13 protein-coding genes are annotated in these 19,179 nt (G+C 43.3%); 6 read left to right on the forward strand and 7 right to left on the reverse strand.

The window, feature by feature from the left end; all coding sequences use genetic code 11:
* Positions 1 to 300: 300 nt before the first annotated feature.
* Positions 301 to 1,812, forward strand: coding sequence for a trypsin-like peptidase domain-containing protein (locus tag HUW51_RS14915; protein ID WP_185270433.1), 1,512 nt, complete (start codon positions 301 to 303; stop codon positions 1,810 to 1,812).
* A gap of 359 nt (positions 1,813 to 2,171) precedes the next feature.
* Entirely contained in the window at positions 2,172 to 2,930 is a 759-nt protein-coding gene (locus HUW51_RS14920) for an alpha/beta hydrolase (RefSeq protein ID WP_185270434.1), read from the forward strand.
* Positions 2,931 to 2,965: 35 nt separating this feature from the next.
* Here HUW51_RS14920 and HUW51_RS24600 read toward each other — a convergent pair whose 3' ends face one another.
* Both HUW51_RS24600 and HUW51_RS14930 read right to left on the reverse strand, forming a co-directional pair.
* Positions 2,966 to 3,517 (reverse strand): HNH endonuclease, encoded by a 552-nt coding sequence (locus HUW51_RS24600; protein ID WP_228466657.1) that lies wholly within the window; start codon positions 3,515 to 3,517, stop codon positions 2,966 to 2,968.
* Positions 3,518 to 3,855: 338 nt separating this feature from the next.
* On the reverse strand, positions 3,856 to 4,311 hold the full coding sequence (locus HUW51_RS14930; RefSeq protein WP_185270435.1) for a cold-shock protein: 456 nt from the start codon (positions 4,309 to 4,311) through the stop codon (positions 3,856 to 3,858).
* Positions 4,312 to 4,997: 686 nt separating this feature from the next.
* On the opposite strand from HUW51_RS14930, the gene HUW51_RS14935 reads away from it, so the two are divergent.
* On the forward strand, positions 4,998 to 8,387 hold the full coding sequence (locus HUW51_RS14935; protein ID WP_185270436.1) for a DEAD/DEAH box helicase: 3,390 nt from the start codon (positions 4,998 to 5,000) through the stop codon (positions 8,385 to 8,387).
* A gap of 488 nt (positions 8,388 to 8,875) precedes the next feature.
* Entirely contained in the window at positions 8,876 to 10,087 is a 1,212-nt protein-coding gene (locus HUW51_RS14940; protein WP_185270437.1) for a glycosyltransferase, read from the forward strand.
* 334 nt (positions 10,088 to 10,421) lie between these two features.
* Here HUW51_RS14940 and HUW51_RS14945 read toward each other — a convergent pair whose 3' ends face one another.
* The 4 genes from HUW51_RS14945 to HUW51_RS14960 form a co-directional block, all read right to left on the reverse strand.
* On the reverse strand, positions 10,422 to 10,883 hold the full coding sequence (locus HUW51_RS14945; protein ID WP_185270438.1) for a pyridoxamine 5'-phosphate oxidase family protein: 462 nt from the start codon (positions 10,881 to 10,883) through the stop codon (positions 10,422 to 10,424).
* 142 nt (positions 10,884 to 11,025) lie between these two features.
* A complete protein-coding gene (locus HUW51_RS14950) occupies positions 11,026 to 13,200 on the reverse strand; it encodes a penicillin acylase family protein (RefSeq protein ID WP_185270439.1) in 2,175 nt (724 codons plus the stop codon).
* Between the two features lie 841 nt (positions 13,201 to 14,041).
* A complete protein-coding gene (locus HUW51_RS14955; protein ID WP_185270440.1) occupies positions 14,042 to 14,797 on the reverse strand; it encodes a pseudouridine synthase in 756 nt (251 codons plus the stop codon).
* Positions 14,798 to 14,985: 188 nt separating this feature from the next.
* Positions 14,986 to 15,537, reverse strand: coding sequence for a pyridoxamine 5'-phosphate oxidase family protein (locus tag HUW51_RS14960; protein WP_317175604.1), 552 nt, complete (start codon positions 15,535 to 15,537; stop codon positions 14,986 to 14,988).
* Between the two features lie 185 nt (positions 15,538 to 15,722).
* Between HUW51_RS14960 and HUW51_RS14965 the strand changes: the two genes are divergently transcribed.
* Together HUW51_RS14965 and HUW51_RS14970 are read left to right on the forward strand one after the other, a co-directional pair.
* Positions 15,723 to 16,571 carry an SGNH/GDSL hydrolase family protein gene (locus HUW51_RS14965; protein ID WP_185270441.1) on the forward strand — a complete coding sequence of 283 codons (849 nt, stop codon included), beginning with the start codon at positions 15,723 to 15,725 and terminating at the stop codon, positions 16,569 to 16,571.
* 357 nt (positions 16,572 to 16,928) lie between these two features.
* A complete protein-coding gene (locus tag HUW51_RS14970) occupies positions 16,929 to 17,564 on the forward strand; it encodes a TVP38/TMEM64 family protein (protein ID WP_185270442.1) in 636 nt (211 codons plus the stop codon).
* Positions 17,565 to 17,833: 269 nt separating this feature from the next.
* Here HUW51_RS14970 and HUW51_RS14975 read toward each other — a convergent pair whose 3' ends face one another.
* Positions 17,834 to 18,859, reverse strand: a complete 1,026-nt coding sequence (locus tag HUW51_RS14975; protein ID WP_185270443.1) for a ScyD/ScyE family protein — start codon at positions 18,857 to 18,859, stop codon at positions 17,834 to 17,836.
* Positions 18,860 to 19,179: the final 320 nt, after the last annotated feature.

The raw sequence follows: 19,179 nt of genomic DNA on the forward strand, positions 1-19,179 counted from the left end.
AAAAGAATGTTCCGGGTGCTGGTAATGCCAGGCATATTGGTTGTTATGCTGGCTACCAGATTATGAATTTTTAAATAAATGCCCCGTCTTACTGCTTTACCCATTTTGGTTTTACGGTATCTGCTACGGCCCAGTTAAATATTGAAAGTTGTAAAAAAATCAGCTTACCGGTCAAGATTTCGGTAAATAAGGTTTAATAATAAAAAATTTAGCTCCAGTTATTATTTTTGCAGCGTTAAAAAAACACGTTTCCAAGAGTAAAACCAGGGAGCAACTACTATTTAAATACATAAAACCGCTATGAAAAAAGGATTCTCTGTTGTACTAATTGCCCTGATTTCAGCAGTTATGGCAATAGCTGGTTATCGGTTTATTGATAAACGATTCGATAATCAACAAAGTAACTATTACTACCAGGCCGATCCGGCTCCTATTAATTTGGTGAGCGAGCGGGCGGTTCTTAATTCTTCGGCCAATAACCCGGATTTTGTAGCCGCTTCCAGTACGGTAACTCCCGCGGTGGTACATATTAAAACTACGTACGCGGGTAGCCAGTCTACCAGCCCCTTGGAAGAGTTATTCGGGATGCCGCAATCCGGGCGGCAGGCGATGGCTTCCGGTTCCGGGGTGTTAATTACCCCCGATGGGTATATTGTTACCAACAACCACGTTATCGAAAATGCGTCGCAAATAGAAGTAATTTTACCCGATAAACGCTCGTTTAAAGGCAAATTAATTGGCCGCGACCCCAGCACCGACTTGGCTTTGGTTAAAGTAGAAGGTACAAATTTACCTATTGTGGAGCTGGGCAACTCGGATAATGTGCAGGTAGGCGAGTGGGTTTTGGCCGTTGGGTATCCGCTTTCGTTAAATTCTACGGTTACCGCCGGTATTGTGAGCGCCAAAGGCCGCAGCATTGGCATTTTGGATCAACCCAGCCGGGACAATTACAGTGACCGGTCGCGGCAAGCGGCTGGCACGGCCATTGAGTCGTTTATTCAAACGGATGCGGCCATTAACCCCGGTAACAGCGGGGGAGCGCTGGTAAATGCCTCCGGCCAGTTAATCGGAATAAACGCGGCTATTGCTTCGCAAACGGGCAGTTACGCGGGGTACGGTTTTGCCATTCCGGTAAACTTAGTAAAGAAAGTGGTGAGCGACTTCCGAAAATACGGCGAAGTAAAACGTGGCTACCTGGGCGTATCTTTCCCGGCACCAGCCGTAGAAGACCAAATGCTCCGCGATAAAGGAATAAATCCGGCTTCGGTCAAAGGCGTATATATTACCGGGGTACAAGCGGGTAGTGGAGCGGCAGCGGCTGGATTAAAAGAAGGGGATATTATTCAGAGTATCGACGGGGTGAAAGTAGGATCATCGGCTGAGTTCTCCGAAAGAATTGCCCGCCACCGGCCCGGCGATAAAGTAGAACTGGTATACCTGCGTGGGAATAAAACCAATAATGCAAGCGTAACTCTAAAAGGCGCCGAGTCAGGAAATGCGGTAGCCAGCACCAATGCGGGCCGTGGGCTGAACACGAAATTAGGCGCCACTTTTGCGCCGGTTCCGGATAACATTAAACAACAATACCGCTTGCGTTCCGGGGTAGTTATTACAGAGTTGCAAGAAGGCGGATTTTTTGAAAGTGCAGGTATTCCGCAAGGCACCATTATCACCAACGTAAATGGCCGGCCAGTTAACAAAGTAACCGACATCGACGAAGCTTTACGGGCTTCCCGAAGCAATAACGTGCGGATAGATGGCATTACCCCCGACGGTACCGGCTTTGTATTTAACTTCCCGCTAGGTGCTTAAAAGCTAAAAATTTAAAAAAAATACCGGTATGTAGCCTTGGTTAGGCTACTTACCGGTATTTTTTTAAATTTTTAACTAATTTGTTTAAACCAAATCAAGCTAAAGCTGTCAAAGATAAAAGCAACTGTTACGCATTTTAAAGTTTGCCGATTTAAAGCGTTCGTAGAAGCTATTTACCATTAAGCCGTTTAGAACTACCGGCTCATTTATGGGGGGATAAAACACGAAAAGGCAATTTTAACGTTCAGAATGTAAGTATATAACAGTTTATGAAATAAATAATTACACCTTAATAGCACTTGTTACATTTACTAAAGTTGGTTTTCGGGACTTGTATCCCTTGGTGCGGACTATTGTTAATGGTAGCCTGTACGGTTAAAAACGCGAATAGAAAAGAGGGCACCAATACAGTATCTTACCACCATCAATACAATACCGGCCGTTTAACTGCCCGCCCCAATAATACTTTAAACAAAGATTTTTTTATTACCGGAGTAAGGCCCCTGCAATTAGATAGCCAGAAAGATGGCTTTGTTCTTGTCCCGAAATCGTATAAACCGGACCGCCCGGCTGCCGTGGCGGTAATATTACACGGCGCCGATGGGGACGCAGCACAAGGTTTGTCGCTGCTGCGGAAGTACGCCGAAGAAAATAATATGATTTTAATTGCCCCGGCTGCGCGGGCAGCAACCTGGGATATAGTTCAACAGAACCGCTTTGGGGCGGATGCCATTTTTCTTGATGAAGCATTAACCTTAGCTTTTGAACGGTACAATATTGATACAACGCATGTGGCTATAGGCGGTTTTTCTGATGGCGCTTCGTACGCCCTTTCTCTGGGTTTGGCCAACGGCGATCTTTTTACGCATATTCTGGCTTTTTCGCCAGGGTTTGTCCATGCCCCCGAACAAAATGGAAAACCAGCCGTGTATATTTCCCACGGCATCCAGGACCAGATTTTACTTATAGATTCGTGCAGCCGCCGCATTGTGCCGCAGTTGCAGAGCCAGGGGTTAATAGTAAATTATCGGGAGTTTGAAGGCGGCCACGAAATACCCGACTCTGTGGTAGCGGCCAGCATAAAGTGGTTCTTAGACTCTAGTTTAAGTAAACGCTAGATGTTTTTAAAAATTTTGGCTTGGCTCCGGAGGTTTTAACCCGAAAGTGCTTCAGAATCTTTTTGCTTCCAGCCAAAGTCTTTGTTGGTTTTTTGCACGTGGCAACTATGGCATAGCAACTGGTAGTTTGAGAGCCAGCAACCCCCGCCCCCGTGTTTTACCGGTACAATATGATCTACTTTTAAATCGCGGCGCGACCGGCAAACCGCGCATTTGCGGCCGTTGTATTTGGCTACAAAATACTCAAACTTGCCTACCTGCCCGTCAATAATCGCCCATACAGCCAACGCAAATTGAGAACAATCGTCGGTGGCCCAGCGTTTTCGGCGGCCGAGCAGCGCTGCACCGCAACCGCACGAACATTGCCCATTCTGGTAATTGGGGAACATGTTTTTAAAAGCCAGATGCGTTTGTATGCGCTGGTAAGGATTGATTGCTAAACGAGCATAAATAGAACCCGGATCAAAAAATACTACCCGGCTTTGCCAATTGTACTTTACCTGTAACTTTTTAAAAGGCAAAGGAGCAGCAATAAGAGTTTGAAGCTTGGGCTGAATTGCGGGGGAAATTACGGGAAGTGCGGCCAATCAATTAAATTTTAAAAAGCGCAAACATAAAAAACTTACCCCGATAATGCCATTATCCGGTAATTACAAGCCAGATTTTTAAAAAATTAAAAATTACATACGGGCCATTTAAGGCTAATTGCAAAGTAAACCGAACCTAAACCAAAAGCTTTCGCGTAGGAGAATAGAAAAAACCGAAACATCATGGATCCAATAAAAATAATGTCGGCCTTAGCTATTCCGGCGGCTGTAGTAGTACTGGGAATTCGCCTGACGCGTTTAATCCGGAATAAAGCTTAATTTAGGGGAATGGGGGTGGTAAAACTTTCGCGCAGAAAGTTTTACTGCCATTTACCTGGTTATTTTTTTGCTAATTTTACGTTTACGGCGGTTAATCCTTTTGGCGTTTTTTCTACTTCAAAAGTTACCAAGGCATTTTCTTTTACGGGTTCTAACAGGCTGTTCACGTGCACGAAAACACTTTCCTGCGTTTGCTGGTCTTTAATAAACCCGTATCCTTTTGATTGATTAAAATTAGTAACAACGCCGGTGTGGGTAGTATCTACCGGAATATCCTCTTGTTTAGGGGTACCAATCCGGATTTCTTCTAACGGAATTTCTACTTTTTGTTTCGGATCGGGCGGGGTAGAAGAAAAATTACCAAATTCATCTACGTAAGCCAGCATGGCATCTAAACCCTGGCCTTTGTTGGCGTTGGCTTTCCGTTCTTCTCTTTTTTCTTCTTTGTCCTGCCGCTTTTTAAGTTTTTTCTTTTCATTTTCTTTTTTATTGAAAGTCTCCTGTGATCTGCCCATATATTCTCTTTTTAGTTGTTTCGCTTAGACAATATGTGCGTCATACGGCCCGCTAGTGGTGGGATAATAAGTAAAGGTACGAAATAATTAAAGCATTTCTCGCCTTAATTCTAATTATGATTACGGAAAGCATGGTAAAAGTTCTTGTTGGTAGAGCAGCGGTAATTACTGCGGTGATTTCCTTGCTTTCTGCGGCTCCTTCTTAAAAGTAGAGAAATAGATGTAATTATTCCGGGAATATAAGAATAGGTGGATGCTTAATTCTATTTTGATTCATAGATTGTTCAGGGCCTTAGTTGCACTTAGCAACAGTTGTTTGTTTGGAACTTGGCAGAGTTTGAAATTTTTAAAATTTTGCGAAGCTGCTCCACTTTGGTGCCCCCTTAGCTGGCTCGCGCTCGTTTAAAAAAATGGAAAACGTACAAGTTCCCCTTTGGAGGGATAGGGGTGGTTGATTTATGAGAAATAATGTTAATTTCTAAATTTTCTTTATTCTAGTGTTGCACCAAGTGCCCCTCCAAACGCACCAACAAAAATCAATAGCTTTTATTAAGCGCAAAAAGTTCTTCGTAGGCCAATGCTACTTTAAACTGGAGAAATTAAAAATTGAAAGTAAAACTGCCTGCTACCCACTTTCTTAAAAATAAAAACTTTCTCCTTAACTTTCGGGGAGGAAACTACAAACAATGGCAGCGAGCGGGATTATAGCGGGGAACAGAAACGCAAAACACGAGTATCTGGTAGATGGCCAACGCATTACAACTATTGCTTACCACGATCTGGTAAAACACACTTCCGCCGAAACCCTAACGGTAATGGGGTCTTCGTACCAGGTGTATCCTAGCTTTCTCGACTTAAACCAAGGTTTATTTACTATTGGCACCGGCTTTAATCCTGGGCCGGAAGTAAATGTGGTGCAGCTAGAGCACGCTATATGGTTATCGTGCCCGTGTGGGGCAGTAAAAACGCAGCTTTGTCCGCACCAAGCGCAGGTTTTACAGGCCGTAATGTTGCGGCCCGAGTTCCGGGTGTTTTTTGATGAAAAATTGCGACGCGATAAAATTTTACCGGTGGCCAAAGATTACGGCCTCGCCGAAGCAAAAAACCTGGATGCGTATTTTACTCTGGAGTATGTTAATAAAAGCATTGTGGTAAAGCCGCGTCAGAAAGAATTACTGCCACTTAACGCCGAAACCCAGGCTTACTTATCCGAAGCACTTTTACTCAAACCAAAATTACCGGTAGTTTCAGGGCAAACCCCGAAAGAAAGTACTAGATTGATTGTGGTACTTTCGGCGCATAAACAGTACCGGCATTTGTACCTGGAGCTATACCAGGCCACCGTGAGCCAGGAAGGTAAAATTAAAAACCCTTTGCAGGTTATCTCGCCCGCCGATTTAATCTGGCTGACGGATAATCCCGAAGAAATTAAATTTTACTCGGCCATTTCTAAATTTCAAAATAATTACCACACTACTCCCGCCGAATCTGATTGGGAAGCCCTGAAAGCTTTGGTTCGCAACCCACTAAAGCTGAGTTTCTATGGCCAAAATTTAAAAAAACAAACCGATACTATTACCGCGGGTGCCTTGGTGCCTTTGCGGGTGCAAAATTTACCGGCAAACCTGGAGCTGGACGTGCACTTGCAAGATCATTTTTACCAGATAACCGGCAGCCTGATTCTGGAAGAACAGAAATTTATGCTGCCTAAGCTGGAAATCCGGCACGAGTATTTTATTCAGATAAAGCACACTTTGTATTTTTTTCAGAACCCGGATGTGTTGCGGATTATTCAGTTTTTTAAAAAACGGGACCACAAGATTATTGTGCATGAATCAAAATTCGCCGAATTCCGGGAAACCGTGCTGGCTAACCTGGAAAGTAAAATCCGGGTAAATTACTCGTACGTAAAACCGGCCACCGAAAAGCAAATTGTGGATTACGGTTTCGACGAAACCCGCGAACCCATTATTTATTTATCCGACTCCGAAGATTTTATTTTAATTACGCCGGTGATGCGCTACGGGCCGTTAGAGATTCCGGTAAAATCGCGGCAGCAAATTTACGCCACCGATGCCCGCGGTAATGCTTTTACTTTATCCCGCGACGAAGAAGCAGAAGATAACCTGACAGCAGCCATTTTAAAACAACATCCGTATTTTTACGAGCAACTGCACCTGGATTGCTTTTACCTGCACCGCGACCGCTTTTTGCTGGATGGCTGGTTTCTGGAGGCTTTTGATGTCTGGCAGCAAGCTGGTATTACCATTCTGGGTTTTAAAGAATTAAAAAATAACAATTTAAATCCGCATAAAGCCAGGTTAAATATTCTGGTAACCAGCGGCATTAATTGGTTCGATACTACCGTGGATGTGCGCTTCGGCAAAAACAAAGTGCCGCTGAAATACCTGCACAAATCCATCCGGAACAAAAATCGTTTTGTTACCCTGGACGATGGTACCCAGGGCCTGTTGCCCGAAGAATGGCTGACAAAACTGACCCCTTATTTTGAAGCTGGCGAAGTTTCGGGCGAAACCCTGCGTACGCCCAAAACAAACTTTACCGCCATTGCCGAGCTATATGCCACCGAAGTGCTTTCGCGGGAAGTTAGGAGCGAACTGGCCTTGTACCAGGAAAAACTAGCTGATTTTACTGGTCTGCCGGAAACCCCGGTACCCGCTGGTTTACACGCCACTTTACGCGATTACCAGAAGCAAGGCCTGAACTGGCTTACTTTCCTGGATCAGTTTAACTTTGGCGGCTGTTTGGCCGACGACATGGGTTTGGGTAAAACGGTACAAGTAATTGCTTTTATCTTAACGCAACGCGGCAAAACAAAAAATAATACCAACCTGGTGGTGGTGCCCACCTCGTTGCTGTTTAACTGGCAGGAAGAAATCGCCCGCTTTGCCCCCGATTTAAAAGTAACAACCAGCTACGGCGCTACTAGGATTAAAAAACCAGAAAATTTTAAAAATTCTGAAATTGTCCTGACTTCGTACGGCACCTTGGTATCCGATATTCAGGTATTCAAAGAATATGTTTTCAATTACATTATTCTGGATGAGTCGCAGAATATTAAAAACCCGGAAACGGAGCGGTACCGCGCGGTGCGTTTGCTGCAATCGCGAAATAAGCTGGTACTAACCGGTACACCCGTCGAAAACAATACCTTTGATTTGTACGGGCAATTATCCTTTGCCTGCCCGGGTTTATTAGGTAACCAACGTTATTTCCGCGACCATTATTCTACGCCCATCGATAAGTTTAAAGACAGCAAGCGTGCCGCCGAACTGCAACGCAAAGTAAGTCCGTTTATTTTGCGGCGCACCAAAGAACAGGTAGCCCCGGAACTGCCCGACAAAACCGAAATGGTCATTTACTGTCAGATGGGCCTGGAACAACGACGCGTGTACGAAGCCTCCGAAAGAGAAATCCGCGAGTATATTTCGGCGCAGGAAGAAGATGAAATTAAAAAGAACCCCATGCATGTGTTGCGGGGCCTTACCAAACTGCGGCAAATCTGCGATTCCCCGGCTTTATTGCCCGACGGCGATTATAACGTACAAGCTTCGGCTAAAATGGAAACCTTGTTGGAACAAATCGAAAACAAAGCGCCTTACCATAAAATTCTGGTGTTTTCGCAGTTTGTTACCATGCTGGAGTTTATTCAGAAAGAGCTGAGCCGCCGCCAAATACCGTATGCCCTGCTTACGGGCCAAACCACCGACCGGGCCGGGGCCGTTAATGCTTTTCAGGATGATGAAAACATTCGTGTGTTTTTAATCAGCTTAAAAGCCGGCGGCACCGGGCTTAATTTAACCCGCGCCGATTACGTGTACCTCGTAGACCCCTGGTGGAACCCCGCCGTAGAAAATCAGGCCATCGACCGCACTTACCGTATTGGGCAAACCAAAAAAGTAGTAGCCGTGCGGCTCATTTGCCCGGACACCGTGGAAGAGAAAATTTTAAAATTGCAGGAAGCCAAAAAAGAACTGGTGAAAGACGTAATTAGTAAGGAGAATACTTTTTTAAAAAATCTGTCGAAGCAAGACTTGCTGGGCTTATTTAACTAAGAAGTATTTTCGCATTTTAAGCAAGGTCTAAATACAGCCTTAAGATTGGTGATTGCACTGCCACTATTTAGTGTAAAACCGCAATAAGGCTTGTTATGTTAAAATATAAAATCAGAGTAAAGTTAATCCGGGCATGGGCAGTAGTAAGTTGGGTATTGCTGAAATGGCTATGGGTAAGTTTCATCTGGATTTTAGTTAACCAGCCAGCCAGTTGAAAAGATTTTTAAAATTTACCAGAAATGTTAATTGCTATTCAAAAGAACTGTAATAAATCTGGAAATTACATAATTTTAGGTATATAGTATTCAAAAAATATTTATACCTTTGCGCAAAATGTTAATTTTTAAAATTTTAAGTACTGTATTTGCTAGTGCACTTTTAAAGATTAATCTGGAGGAGCAATCATGTTGCTTCAGCTAAATTCTAAATCAGTTAACTAACAAACATAAGTTTAAATACAGTAACTATTCTACTCAGAAATCGCCTTTATGGAACATAAACACCAAACCTTAGTTTGCTTTACCAGTTCGTATCCCTACGGAACCCGCGAAACTTACTTCGAGAACGAACTGCAATACTTAGCCAAGGAGTTTAAAACCGTTTACATTCAGCCTACTTATAATCCTTATAAAACCCACGCCAAAAGAAATATTCCGGCCAATGTGGTGGTGATAAAAGATCCTTTGGTGCCTTCGGGCAAGCAAGCCCGGTTTACCGAAGGTATTTTTAACGGCACCTCCATGGGCATGTTTATCAAGGATTTACTCAAGAACAAAGCATATAGCTCTAAAGCGGCAATTAGCCAGTGGGTAAACACCTTGCTCATTCACCGGATTTCGTATCCTAAAATTGAAAAATTGCTTAAAGGTTTAGACAAAGACGCTTTGCTGTATACCTACTGGGCTAATGCCCCGGTATTTGCTAGCAATTTATTAAAGCCCTACAAAAAAATTGTGCGCATGCACTTCGGCGATTTTTACCTGGACCGGTTTAACGGCTACATGCCGGTGCGGTCTAACATCTACAGTTCCGCTGATTTGTTGCTGCCTATTTCCAACAACATCTCTTCTATTTTGCAGGATTTTTACAAAATAGACAAAAGCAAAATATTTGTTAACCACTTAGGTATTGATAACACCGCGGAATACTGCACGGTTAAAGATAGCGAGGTGGTGCGCATTGTTTCCTGTAGCCATTTAGAGCCGCGCAAACGCGTGCATTTAATTGCCGAAGCGCTTACTAAATACCAGGGCACTAAAGCGATAGAATGGCACCACTTTGGGGGCGGTACCGAAATGGGTAAAATTCAGGATATTGTAAAAAAAGTAGGCAAAAACGTGACGGTAAACCTGCACGGACCGGTATCGCAAGCGCAGTTATACCAGTTTTACCAGGATAATTACGTAGATTGGTTTATTAACGTAAGTACCGGCGAAGGTATTCCGGTAAGTATCATGGAAGCGTTTTCGTTTGGCATACCGGCTATTGCTACCGATGGGGGAGCAACTTACGAAATTGTAAATGCCACCAACGGCCATTTAATTCCGAAAGATTTCGACACCCAGATTATTGCGGATTTACTGGCCAAACCCGATCCGGATTATTTGCGCAAACGCAACGAAGCTTTAAATACCTGGTCCGAGAAATTTAATGCGGCTTCTAATTATACCCAGTTGGTAAAGAAAATGCAGTCGCTGTAAAATATAAATTTTTAAAAATTTAGAAGTGGTGTTGGTTTTTTTCTGGCACCACTTTTTTTATGTCTATTTTCGAATAAAGTAGTTGGGCTGGCAAATTATCTATCGCGAACGTCTTCGCTCGTGATGCCCATCGTCCGGCCTCTGGCCGGTAGTGCCTTGTTGCTGATTGGCTTCTAATGAAAGTATATCCGCTCGCCCGGCCAGAGGGCTACCAGATAGTAGGCACGAACGTGGACACTCGCGCCAGCTTTGTGATGGTCATTAATTAATTTTTGATGAAGCAGCCCTATTTTACTATTCCCATGCAACAATCGGGACTTAGCTTTACAGGCAATTAAATAAAATCAGTTTCGAGGCGACCGGTAATTTTGGTAAACCGGATGCGGTAAAATACCTGGTCGGATTGGACTAACTTTATATCCTGAAGGTTGTTTGCGTCTTGTGCCTGGCCGGATGAAGCAAGAGAAGTTCTTTTCCGGAGAAAATATTCGTTGTAGCGGGGTCGCAATAAATCCAATTCGGCTTTATCGGTAATTTCTTCAAAGCGGCCGTTAATAACCACACTTTTCCAGTTGTTAGAATCAATAACTTCATCTACCTCAAAACATACCGTAGGGTGTTTGCGCATAATGTCTATTTTTAAGCCCTCCAGCGAATAGCACACAATACTGTTGTCTTCGTACTGATAATTCAGGGGCACGATGTAAACATTATCGCCATCGGTACAACCAATCCGGCCAAACGATTTTTTTCTAAGAAATTCAATGTTTTCTTTTTCGTCTAGTTCTCGCAGCATAGGATATTTATTTGGTTAGTTAATCCAATGAAAACTTCTTATACGCAACAAAACAAGTTAAGGAGGATTTAAAATCAGTAAGTTACGGCCCTGGAGGTGTTTCTAAGTAAAGCAATTTTTTAAAAATTTAAAATTTGGATGCTTACTCGCCGGGGTGGTACGTTTTCTCGGCGTGTTTTTCTACGTCTTCCCGGTAAAATAGCACCTCTTTAAATTGACCTTTGGTGTACATTTCCGCCTGATCGTTAAAGTGTTTGGAAGCAGGGTCGCCGCTGTTGCCACCAGCCAGTAAAGATTTGGCTTTTATTCTTTGGCCAAATTCTACGGCACACACAAAACTGTTGCCGTTGTAACCGTACCGTTTATTAGTTCCCGGGTAAGTGCGGCTCACAAACGAGGGCAAGCAGCCCCAGGCAGAATGCGCAAAGCCACTCGGTAAGCTAGGCTCCGTGTCACTGTATTGCAGGTCCAGATCGCCGGAAAGGCGTTGGTAGCGGTTAATGTCGCCCCAGGGTACTTCCCACTTCCCGAATTTTGTTTGCAGTTCTTGTTTTACCTCTAACAAGGGCGTTAGTAATTGTTCGGCCGTAGCGGTTTGGGCAAAGCCTTGGGTTTTCTGCACCTGGTCGGCTTCGCCCTGATCGATGTACACCTGCCGGATGGCCGGACTCAGTTTCTGAGCCCATTCAATAGCCAGCGTAGTCGCCACCGAAGTTTCCGAAGAATTGCGGTCCCAGGCAGCGAGGAGTTTCATGGGTTCCGCCAAAGGTTGGTAAGTGGCATTAGCTTTATTGGCTTCGTAGGCCTTCAGCAAAGCGGGTAGCAGCACATCAAAAGCGGAGAGGTGGGTGTTATATGCGTCGACAATGACTTTATCCAGGGTGTATTTGCCACTATTTTTAAAAATATTTACCGCGTTAATGCCCCGGAAGTTTTCGCCATCCGGAGCCATGTAGGCCGGGTAGTTTTCTTTTTTGGGGCTGCTGGAACCAGCGGCTGTAAAAGGCGTGGAGTTGCAATTCTGAATCCAGCCGCTAGTTGGGTTATAGAGGTGTACCGTTTCATCTACTTTATGTAATCCTTTGTATTCGGTAGCGGCGATACTGCCATCCACAGGTTTCGACCAATCGAGCTTAGTATCCCGGACTGGAATGTAGTTGCCGTGCCAGTACGCAATGTTGCCTTCGGCGTCGGCGTACACGGTGTTGTTGGAGGTATTGGCTTTTAAATCCATGGCTTTTTTGTAGTCGGCAAAACTTTTAGCTTTGGTGCGTTGCCAGCTTTGAATTAAACTCGTCATGGATCGATTATAGGATTTTAAACTGAGCCATTTGCCGTTGCGTTGCGCCATTATTGGACCGTGGTGGGTGTAATACGCATTAATTATTTTGGTTTTCAGCGCATCGCCGTCGCGGTAACGCAAAGTAATTTTTTTCTGGGTAACTGGCTTTAAGGTGTTATTGTATTGATAAAATAAGCCATTATTTTTCTTTACAATTTTTTCTTCGTACAAATCAGCCACGTCGGTATTACCGGAAGTGTGCATCCAGCCGCAGTTGTCGTTAAAGCCCTGGTACACAAAAAACTGACCCCAGGTAACGGCCCCATACGCGTTTAAACCTTCTTTACTTTGCACCTGCACTTCAGGCCGGAAGTAGAAGGTAACGTGCGGGTTAATGTACAAAATAGCATTGCCCGATTCGGTTTTGGTGGGGGCAAAGGCAAACCCGTTGGAGCCACTGGGTAATTCCGGTTTTTTTAAAGTAGCGCTCGAAAAATCCTGGGAGCCGGTGTAAAAGTTTTTTAGTTCGGTTACAGTAACATCGGCGGTATTTATGGCCCCAATGCTGCCGTCGGTCCAGAGCAGGGGGTACCAGGGTTTAAAACGGTGCAGCAAAGTAGGTTTTACCTGCGGATTTTGGTGCAAGTAATAATTAATGCCATCGGCGTAAGCATTCATTAATTTCTTCAGCCAGGGTTCGGCTTTGTTATAATCGTTAATGGCATCAGTAGAATCGATAAGTAAACGGATGAGTAAATCGTTGTACAATTCAGCTTCGCCTTTTACTTCGGCTAAACGACCCAGTTTTTCGATGTAATTCATCTCTACCCGCTTAAAATCGTCTTCGCACTGCGCATACATTAACCCGAATACGGCATCAGCATCTGTGTTGCCGTAGATGTGCGGAATGCCAAAATGATCGCGAATAATGGTAACTTGTTTGGCCTGCTGTTGCCAGCGGCTCACTTCGGAAGGAGTAAATTTTTGCGCCAGTAGTTGCAGCGGGAGAAGTAAAAGCAAAATTACTTTTTTCATAAACAATCGCGGCTTTGGGGTAAACAAACGGGTATGCAACCAGGGCTCAGGCTGCCCTGCATATTAAAACATCGGCTTTAAGAAACCTACGGGTTTACAGCGCCTGCTTAAAATTTAGTTTAATTTCAGAATTTACTGCCTCGTACCGGAATAAAAAAGAGAATTTTTAAAAATTGGTAAGTCGCATGGGGGATAGGATAAGCAACATTCGTTATTTTTTTAATAAAAGCTACAGGTAAGCAATCCATCCATTTAGAAGCTGTTTCGTATTTTAAAGTTTATCAATTAAAATAGCCCAAAAGGTTCTTACCACCTGTATTTTGGTGCGATATTCGGTAATTGGTGGTGAAGACACCACCAATGGCGACGGTTTTCGATGTTATTTAAAATGCTACACAGCCTTTTTTATTTGTAAGCTGTTCTGTATTTATAAAAATAGAAACAACATTCGCCTTTGGGGGTGTCTCCACCACCAAAACGGGATAGCTCCACAAAATACTTCTCCTAAATGCTTCTGATTAGTACTTTTCGTTATTAAATTTTTAGAATACTAAACAGCTTCTTAATATTATTTCGTAATCGTAATCTGCCAGGCAAATTGCCCGTGAAAACGTTATTCCTTAAACCTGGGAATTGCTTTGATTAAGAAATGCCGCCTGCCTGAAGGGTTTTCTGCTGCCCATAGCCATTGCCGTAATAACTTCTTTGTGGCTTTTTGTATGATGGAGGGAAGTTTAAATTTTATAATAAGGACATCGTTGGGCTGGTATTTACGCGGTAAATCTGGCTTTTACAAACGCCTGATAGGTGCCTGCTCCAAAAGTAAAAATTTTAAAAAATGCTATTCCGGGCTTTTCGGGTTTGTAGCTGACAGGTGTTTTTTGCGCTCTAACGGCGCTACGGTTTGCAGCAGTTCCTGAATTTCTGGGTGCGTTAAAGGCCGCCATTCACCTGGTTGTAATCTGCCCAGTTGAATGTTAATAATTCGGGTGCGGATAAGTTGCTGCACCTGGTAGCCCAACTTATAACACATGCGCCGGATCTGGCGGTTTAAACCCTGCGTTAGCGTGATAGAAAACGTATGCAAGTTTATCGGCTGCACCCGGGCCGGACGCGTTTTTTTGCCCATAATTGTAATGCCGCTGGCTAACTGCTGCAAGGCTTCCGGGGTTAAGGGTTTATCTACGGTTACCTGGTATTCTTTTTCCTGGTGGCTATCGGCGTGAATAATTTTATCGTAAACCGTACCGTGGTCGGTGAGCAGCAGTAAACCTTCAGAGTCTTTATCTAAGCGCCCTACCGGGAAAACCTTTTGGTCAACGGTTAAAATAGCCGCCAGGTTATCGGTTATATTCTGGTTCAGGGTGGTTTCTATGCCCCGGGGTTTATAATAGGCCAGGTAGGTCCAGATTTTTGGGGTTTGTAATATTTGGGCTTTAAAACTTACTTCATCTTCGGGCTGAATGGCTTGCCGGAGTTGGCCTTTTTGGCCGTTAACCCGCACCTGCCCATCCAGAATAAAGGCTACAGCTTGCTGATTCGAAATTTGTAATTTCTGTACGATAAAATGCTGCAGCGAAGCCGTTAAAACTTTCATGCGGTTAAGGCGAGGGAATATAATTTGGGGCAAAAATAAGGCAATAAAACGGAGAAGTTGATAAATTATCCGGAGAGTTTTCTGGTTTAGCGCAACACCTCAGACACCGGCAAAAATCAAGGAAATAAAAAAGGCCTGTGCAGACACAGACCTTGGCCATGGCGGAATCATTTAAATTTTTAAAATTCTTACACGCTCAGTTTGCCTTCAATGGAGTCGTCGAGGGTTTGGCCGATGATGGAACCTACCAGGATTTTGGCAAAGGCTACGGTATTGCCGTGTTTGTTGTCCCAGTAATAGCCCTCGGTGGGCGTAATGCGCAATACCGTAATTCTGGGATCGTCTACGCCTTCGGTAAACCAGGTTTTTGCAATGGGGTTCCACAATTCTTTAATTTGTTCCGGGTCGCGGCCAATGGTTGCGGTGCCAAAAACACTCAGGAAATCGCTGTGCTCTGAACCTTGGAACAATAAATGTACGTTCGGGTCAGCCTGAATGTCGGCGTTTTTGTGGCTGTCCGAAGCGCTTAAAAAGTATAAAGTACCGTCTTCGTCTACTTTTCTTACAGACATCGGGCGTACTTTGAGTGGTTGGTCCGTGGTTATTTTGGTACAGAAAAAGCAAGTATCCGCTTTCTCGGCTAATTCTTTAATCTTTAAACCGGCCTGGCTGCCGTGCAAATTCTGGTGGTTTTTTTCGGGTTGTTGTTGGTTGATGCTATCCATTTCGTTGATTTTCATAGTTTATCTTGTTTCTAACCCGTGCCTGCGCTAAAAGGTTATTAATAAATTTTTAAATATTCCTGGATTTGCTTCGGGCCAGATAATAAAATATTTAAAAATTGAGTCAATTGGTGGTTCACTCCCGGTCTTGTGATTGCTCAGCTTATCGTGTATCTTTAACCACCTGCTTTCTTCAAAACCCTATGAAAAAATTATCCCTGCTTGTTGTTGTACTTTTATTAGTAAGCGCTTTTGCTGCAAAACCTCTTACCTGGGTAGCTATTGGCGATTCTATTACCTACCTGAACGACCATCCTAATGAAACGGGTAACCGCATTACTAAAGGTTACCTAACCCTGGTAAAAGAGCAAATTCCGGGTTTGGAGTACATTAACAAAGGCTATAATGGCTGGACGGCCGCCGGTATCGCCAAAGAAATCGAGAATTTAAATTTAACGGAAGCCCAGGTTTATTCTGTTTTTCTGGGAACGAATGATTGGTGGCAGGGCCGGCCGATTGGTACTTTTCTGGATTATAAAAATAACACCGGCAACAACACATTTTTCGGCTCTTACCGCATCATTATTGATAAGCTACGCAGCTTAAACAAAAAAGCACCCATTATTTTAATTACGCCCATGCAGCGCGTAGATTTTGTGTACATCGGCAACCTGCAAAATAACGCTTACGGTTCTTATAAAGACAAAAACGGCCAATCTTTAGCTGCTTTTGCCGAAGCGATTCACGTAATTGGCAATCACGAAAAATTACCCGTGGTAGATTTATACAACGATAGCGGCATGACGCTGGATAACCTCGTAAAGTTTAAACGCCTGAAAGACCCCACTACCGGCCAATACAAAAATTACCCGTACCCCAGTTTCATCGACGTGCCTTTCAATCCCGAAACCGATGAATATCCTTACCCACCGGAAGCGATTGACATGACCTACGACGGCTTGCACCCTTCGGATAAAGGCTACCAAGTAATAGCGCCCATGGTAGCCGAGGCCATGAAAAAAGAGCTGAAACTTACCAAAACCAGCAAGTAGTAAATTTTAAAAAATTTCGCTTAAAACCACAACAGAAAAAAACAATTACTAAATGAAACGCCATTGCTGCGTAGCTAAAAAGATTCCTGCTGAATGACAAGACTTATTCACTGCGAACACCTTTTAAAATTATAAATTTTAAAATTCTGCTAACCAACAATGCAAAAAGTAGCCGTTCCAGGTGCAAAAATTGACGCTAAACTGTTCGAGCGTTCAGCGAGTTTTTAGCGTCTTGATTTTTTTGGTTCTTTTTGTATCAAGACAAAAAGAACAGAACCTGAGCAATGAAACAACTTCAATATGAAATCACAGCTATAAAGTGGCTATGCGAGAAAGCTGCATTGTTAAAGAAATTAAATGAAACGACTGCTTTATATATTCTTATGCTGCTGTATCCTTATAATAATAACCTTTCTGTTGTTCGGAGACCTGGAAAACAGGATAACCACCTACGTTCATTCGGAGCAATCGGTGGTTACTTTTACTTTTTTAAGTTTAGGCTTTTTAGCTTTCGATACGTTGTTGCCGGTGCCCTCCAGTCTGCTTATGATTTTAAATGGCAAAGTATTAGGTTTTCTGGGAGGTAGCTTGGTTTCCTGGGCGGGTTCATTGGTTTCATCGGTGTTGGGGTTTTATTTGGGCCGGAGCGCTAATCCGTTATTCGATAAGTTTTTCTCGGCCCAGGACAAAACCTTCAGCAATAATTTTTTTCGGAAGTATGGGAATATGGCCCTGCTGGTTTCCAAAGCCTTGCCTATTTTATCTGAAGCGGTATCGTTTGTGGCCGGTACTACGGCCATGTCTTTTAAAACTTTTTTGCTGTATTCGGCCCTTGGGCATTTAATTATTTCCTTGGTCTATGGCTATCTGGGCAGCTTTTCTAATTCGCTGCATTCGGGTTTAATAACCGTAATTATAATATTAAGCACCGTGTTTTTGGGCTGGCTGGTGCAGTATTTTTTAAAAAATAAGCAAGAATCGGAAAATAAATAGCCATAAGAAGCCTATTGAAAACACTGTAAATGTATTTTTTTGAAAGAAGTAAAACGCAAATAAAAGCTGCTTGGTATTGGCTACTGTACTGGTAAAATGTTTGGCGCCTCCTACTGGTAAGCGCCAAACTAGCTGTTTTCACAAATTAAATTGCGGGGGTAAAACGTAGAGCATAAGTAAAATTAGTTTTATTTAAAAAATGCTAGCCGCCGAATTCCAATTTTGGAGTTAAGCTAATGTGCTATCCATTTTAATGGTTAATACTTCTGCTATTCGTTGGTTACTTTAAAGATTTTGCCGTCGGGTAAGCTATTTACGTAATAAGTTAAAGGGCCGCTGCGCACAATGGCGGTGGGTTGGTTTAAGGCCGAGCCAAAATTTGCTTTTCCGTTATCTGCCGCTACTACTATTTTGCCGGTATTAGGCGTAAATCCTTGTGCGCCAAACTGGGCATGTTCCACTACTACTGGGTTATAAGTAGGGTCTAAGGTCATGTCGGTAATGGTAGTAAATCCATCCTGGTAAACCGAAACTTTGCCTGAGCGGTCGACGGAAAAAATACGGGCTTTTCCGGTCGGGAAAGGAAAGCCGGTTAAAGTAGAAACATAAAAGCGTTGTTGGTTAAAGGCTATACCGGTAGGTACGGCATCAATAGTGGGCGGGCCAACTGAGGTCGGGTTTTTAATATCGGCAAAGGTGGTAAATACGTGTAATTTGCCGGCCGGAGTGCGGCGGATAACCGCATTGGCACCCGCATCGGTAATGTAAATGTTATCTTCCGGGCCTACTGTTAAGTTATACGGATTAGATTCTTCGGGCTTTTCTTTAAAGGGATAAGTCATTACAAAAGTACCGATATCTTCTTTTTTGAGGGTGCTCGCTGCTACCGGTTTGGCGCCCATTTTATAAGAGCTTATGTCGGCAATGTAGAGCATGCCATTGGTGTGTAAAATATAAGCTTTTCCATCTTTTACTAACAAATGGTTCAGGCCAACAATCTCTTCGGGGCCACCCGGGCCAAAAAATGAAGGAAACTTCTCAATAACCACGTGTTTTTTTCCATAAGAATCAAAGACCGATACTTTCCCGTCGTCTTTCCCGGTTCCAATTTCTGTTACCCATAGCTGTTGGTTTGCATCCAGCGCCAAGCCGATAGGGCCATTTAGCTTAGAGGCGTACTCTTTGGTAGTTACGGGTTTGGGGTCCACTGCATTCAGGTAATCATAAAATTCGCGGCAGCCGGTTAGTACTAGTAAACCAAGGCTGAAAAGCAATGTTGTTACTTTAAATTTCATGGTGATAGTGGTTTTGGTTAGAAGATAATTTTCATTAACAATGTATAGAAATTTTTGTACTATTATAATATAAATAAAAAATAATTTTACTTTATGCGTTTATTATCACTGTTATAGCTTAAATTTTAAATATTGATTTATATAGATATTGGATAGCTGCTAACTTGGTGTCTGGTTTTGATCCTGAGCCGGGTTACGGGAATTTAAACCGGGAAAATTTGAGTACGTGCCTTTAGGTATTTTTTGCAATAAGCGCTATGCACGCCAGGGCTGGTTTTTATTTCGTTAAATTAAATTTTTTTAAAAAACAGCCATTCCAT

This window comes from Adhaeribacter swui (assembly GCF_014217805.1).
GTDB classification, from domain to species: Bacteria; Bacteroidota; Bacteroidia; order Cytophagales; family Hymenobacteraceae; genus Adhaeribacter; species Adhaeribacter swui.

Bases quoted from the DNA above. Each gene is read 5' to 3' on its own strand.
- HUW51_RS14915 (WP_185270433.1), top strand. From the start codon at position 301: ATGAAAAAAGGATTCTCTGTTGTACTAATTGCCCTGATTTCAGCAGTT.
- HUW51_RS14920 (WP_185270434.1), top strand. From the start codon at position 2,172: ATGGTAGCCTGTACGGTTAAAAACGCGAATAGAAAAGAGGGCACCAAT.
- HUW51_RS14930 (WP_185270435.1), bottom strand. From the start codon at position 4,311: ATGGGCAGATCACAGGAGACTTTCAATAAAAAAGAAAATGAAAAGAAA.
- HUW51_RS14935 (WP_185270436.1), top strand. From the start codon at position 4,998: ATGGCAGCGAGCGGGATTATAGCGGGGAACAGAAACGCAAAACACGAG.
- HUW51_RS14940 (WP_185270437.1), top strand. From the start codon at position 8,876: ATGGAACATAAACACCAAACCTTAGTTTGCTTTACCAGTTCGTATCCC.
- HUW51_RS14945 (WP_185270438.1), bottom strand. From the start codon at position 10,883: ATGCTGCGAGAACTAGACGAAAAAGAAAACATTGAATTTCTTAGAAAA.
- HUW51_RS14950 (WP_185270439.1), bottom strand. From the start codon at position 13,200: ATGAAAAAAGTAATTTTGCTTTTACTTCTCCCGCTGCAACTACTGGCG.
- HUW51_RS14955 (WP_185270440.1), bottom strand. From the start codon at position 14,797: ATGAAAGTTTTAACGGCTTCGCTGCAGCATTTTATCGTACAGAAATTA.
- HUW51_RS14960 (WP_317175604.1), bottom strand. From the start codon at position 15,537: ATGAAAATCAACGAAATGGATAGCATCAACCAACAACAACCCGAAAAA.
- HUW51_RS14965 (WP_185270441.1), top strand. From the start codon at position 15,723: ATGAAAAAATTATCCCTGCTTGTTGTTGTACTTTTATTAGTAAGCGCT.
- HUW51_RS14970 (WP_185270442.1), top strand. From the start codon at position 16,929: ATGAAACGACTGCTTTATATATTCTTATGCTGCTGTATCCTTATAATA.
- HUW51_RS14975 (WP_185270443.1), bottom strand. From the start codon at position 18,859: ATGAAATTTAAAGTAACAACATTGCTTTTCAGCCTTGGTTTACTAGTA.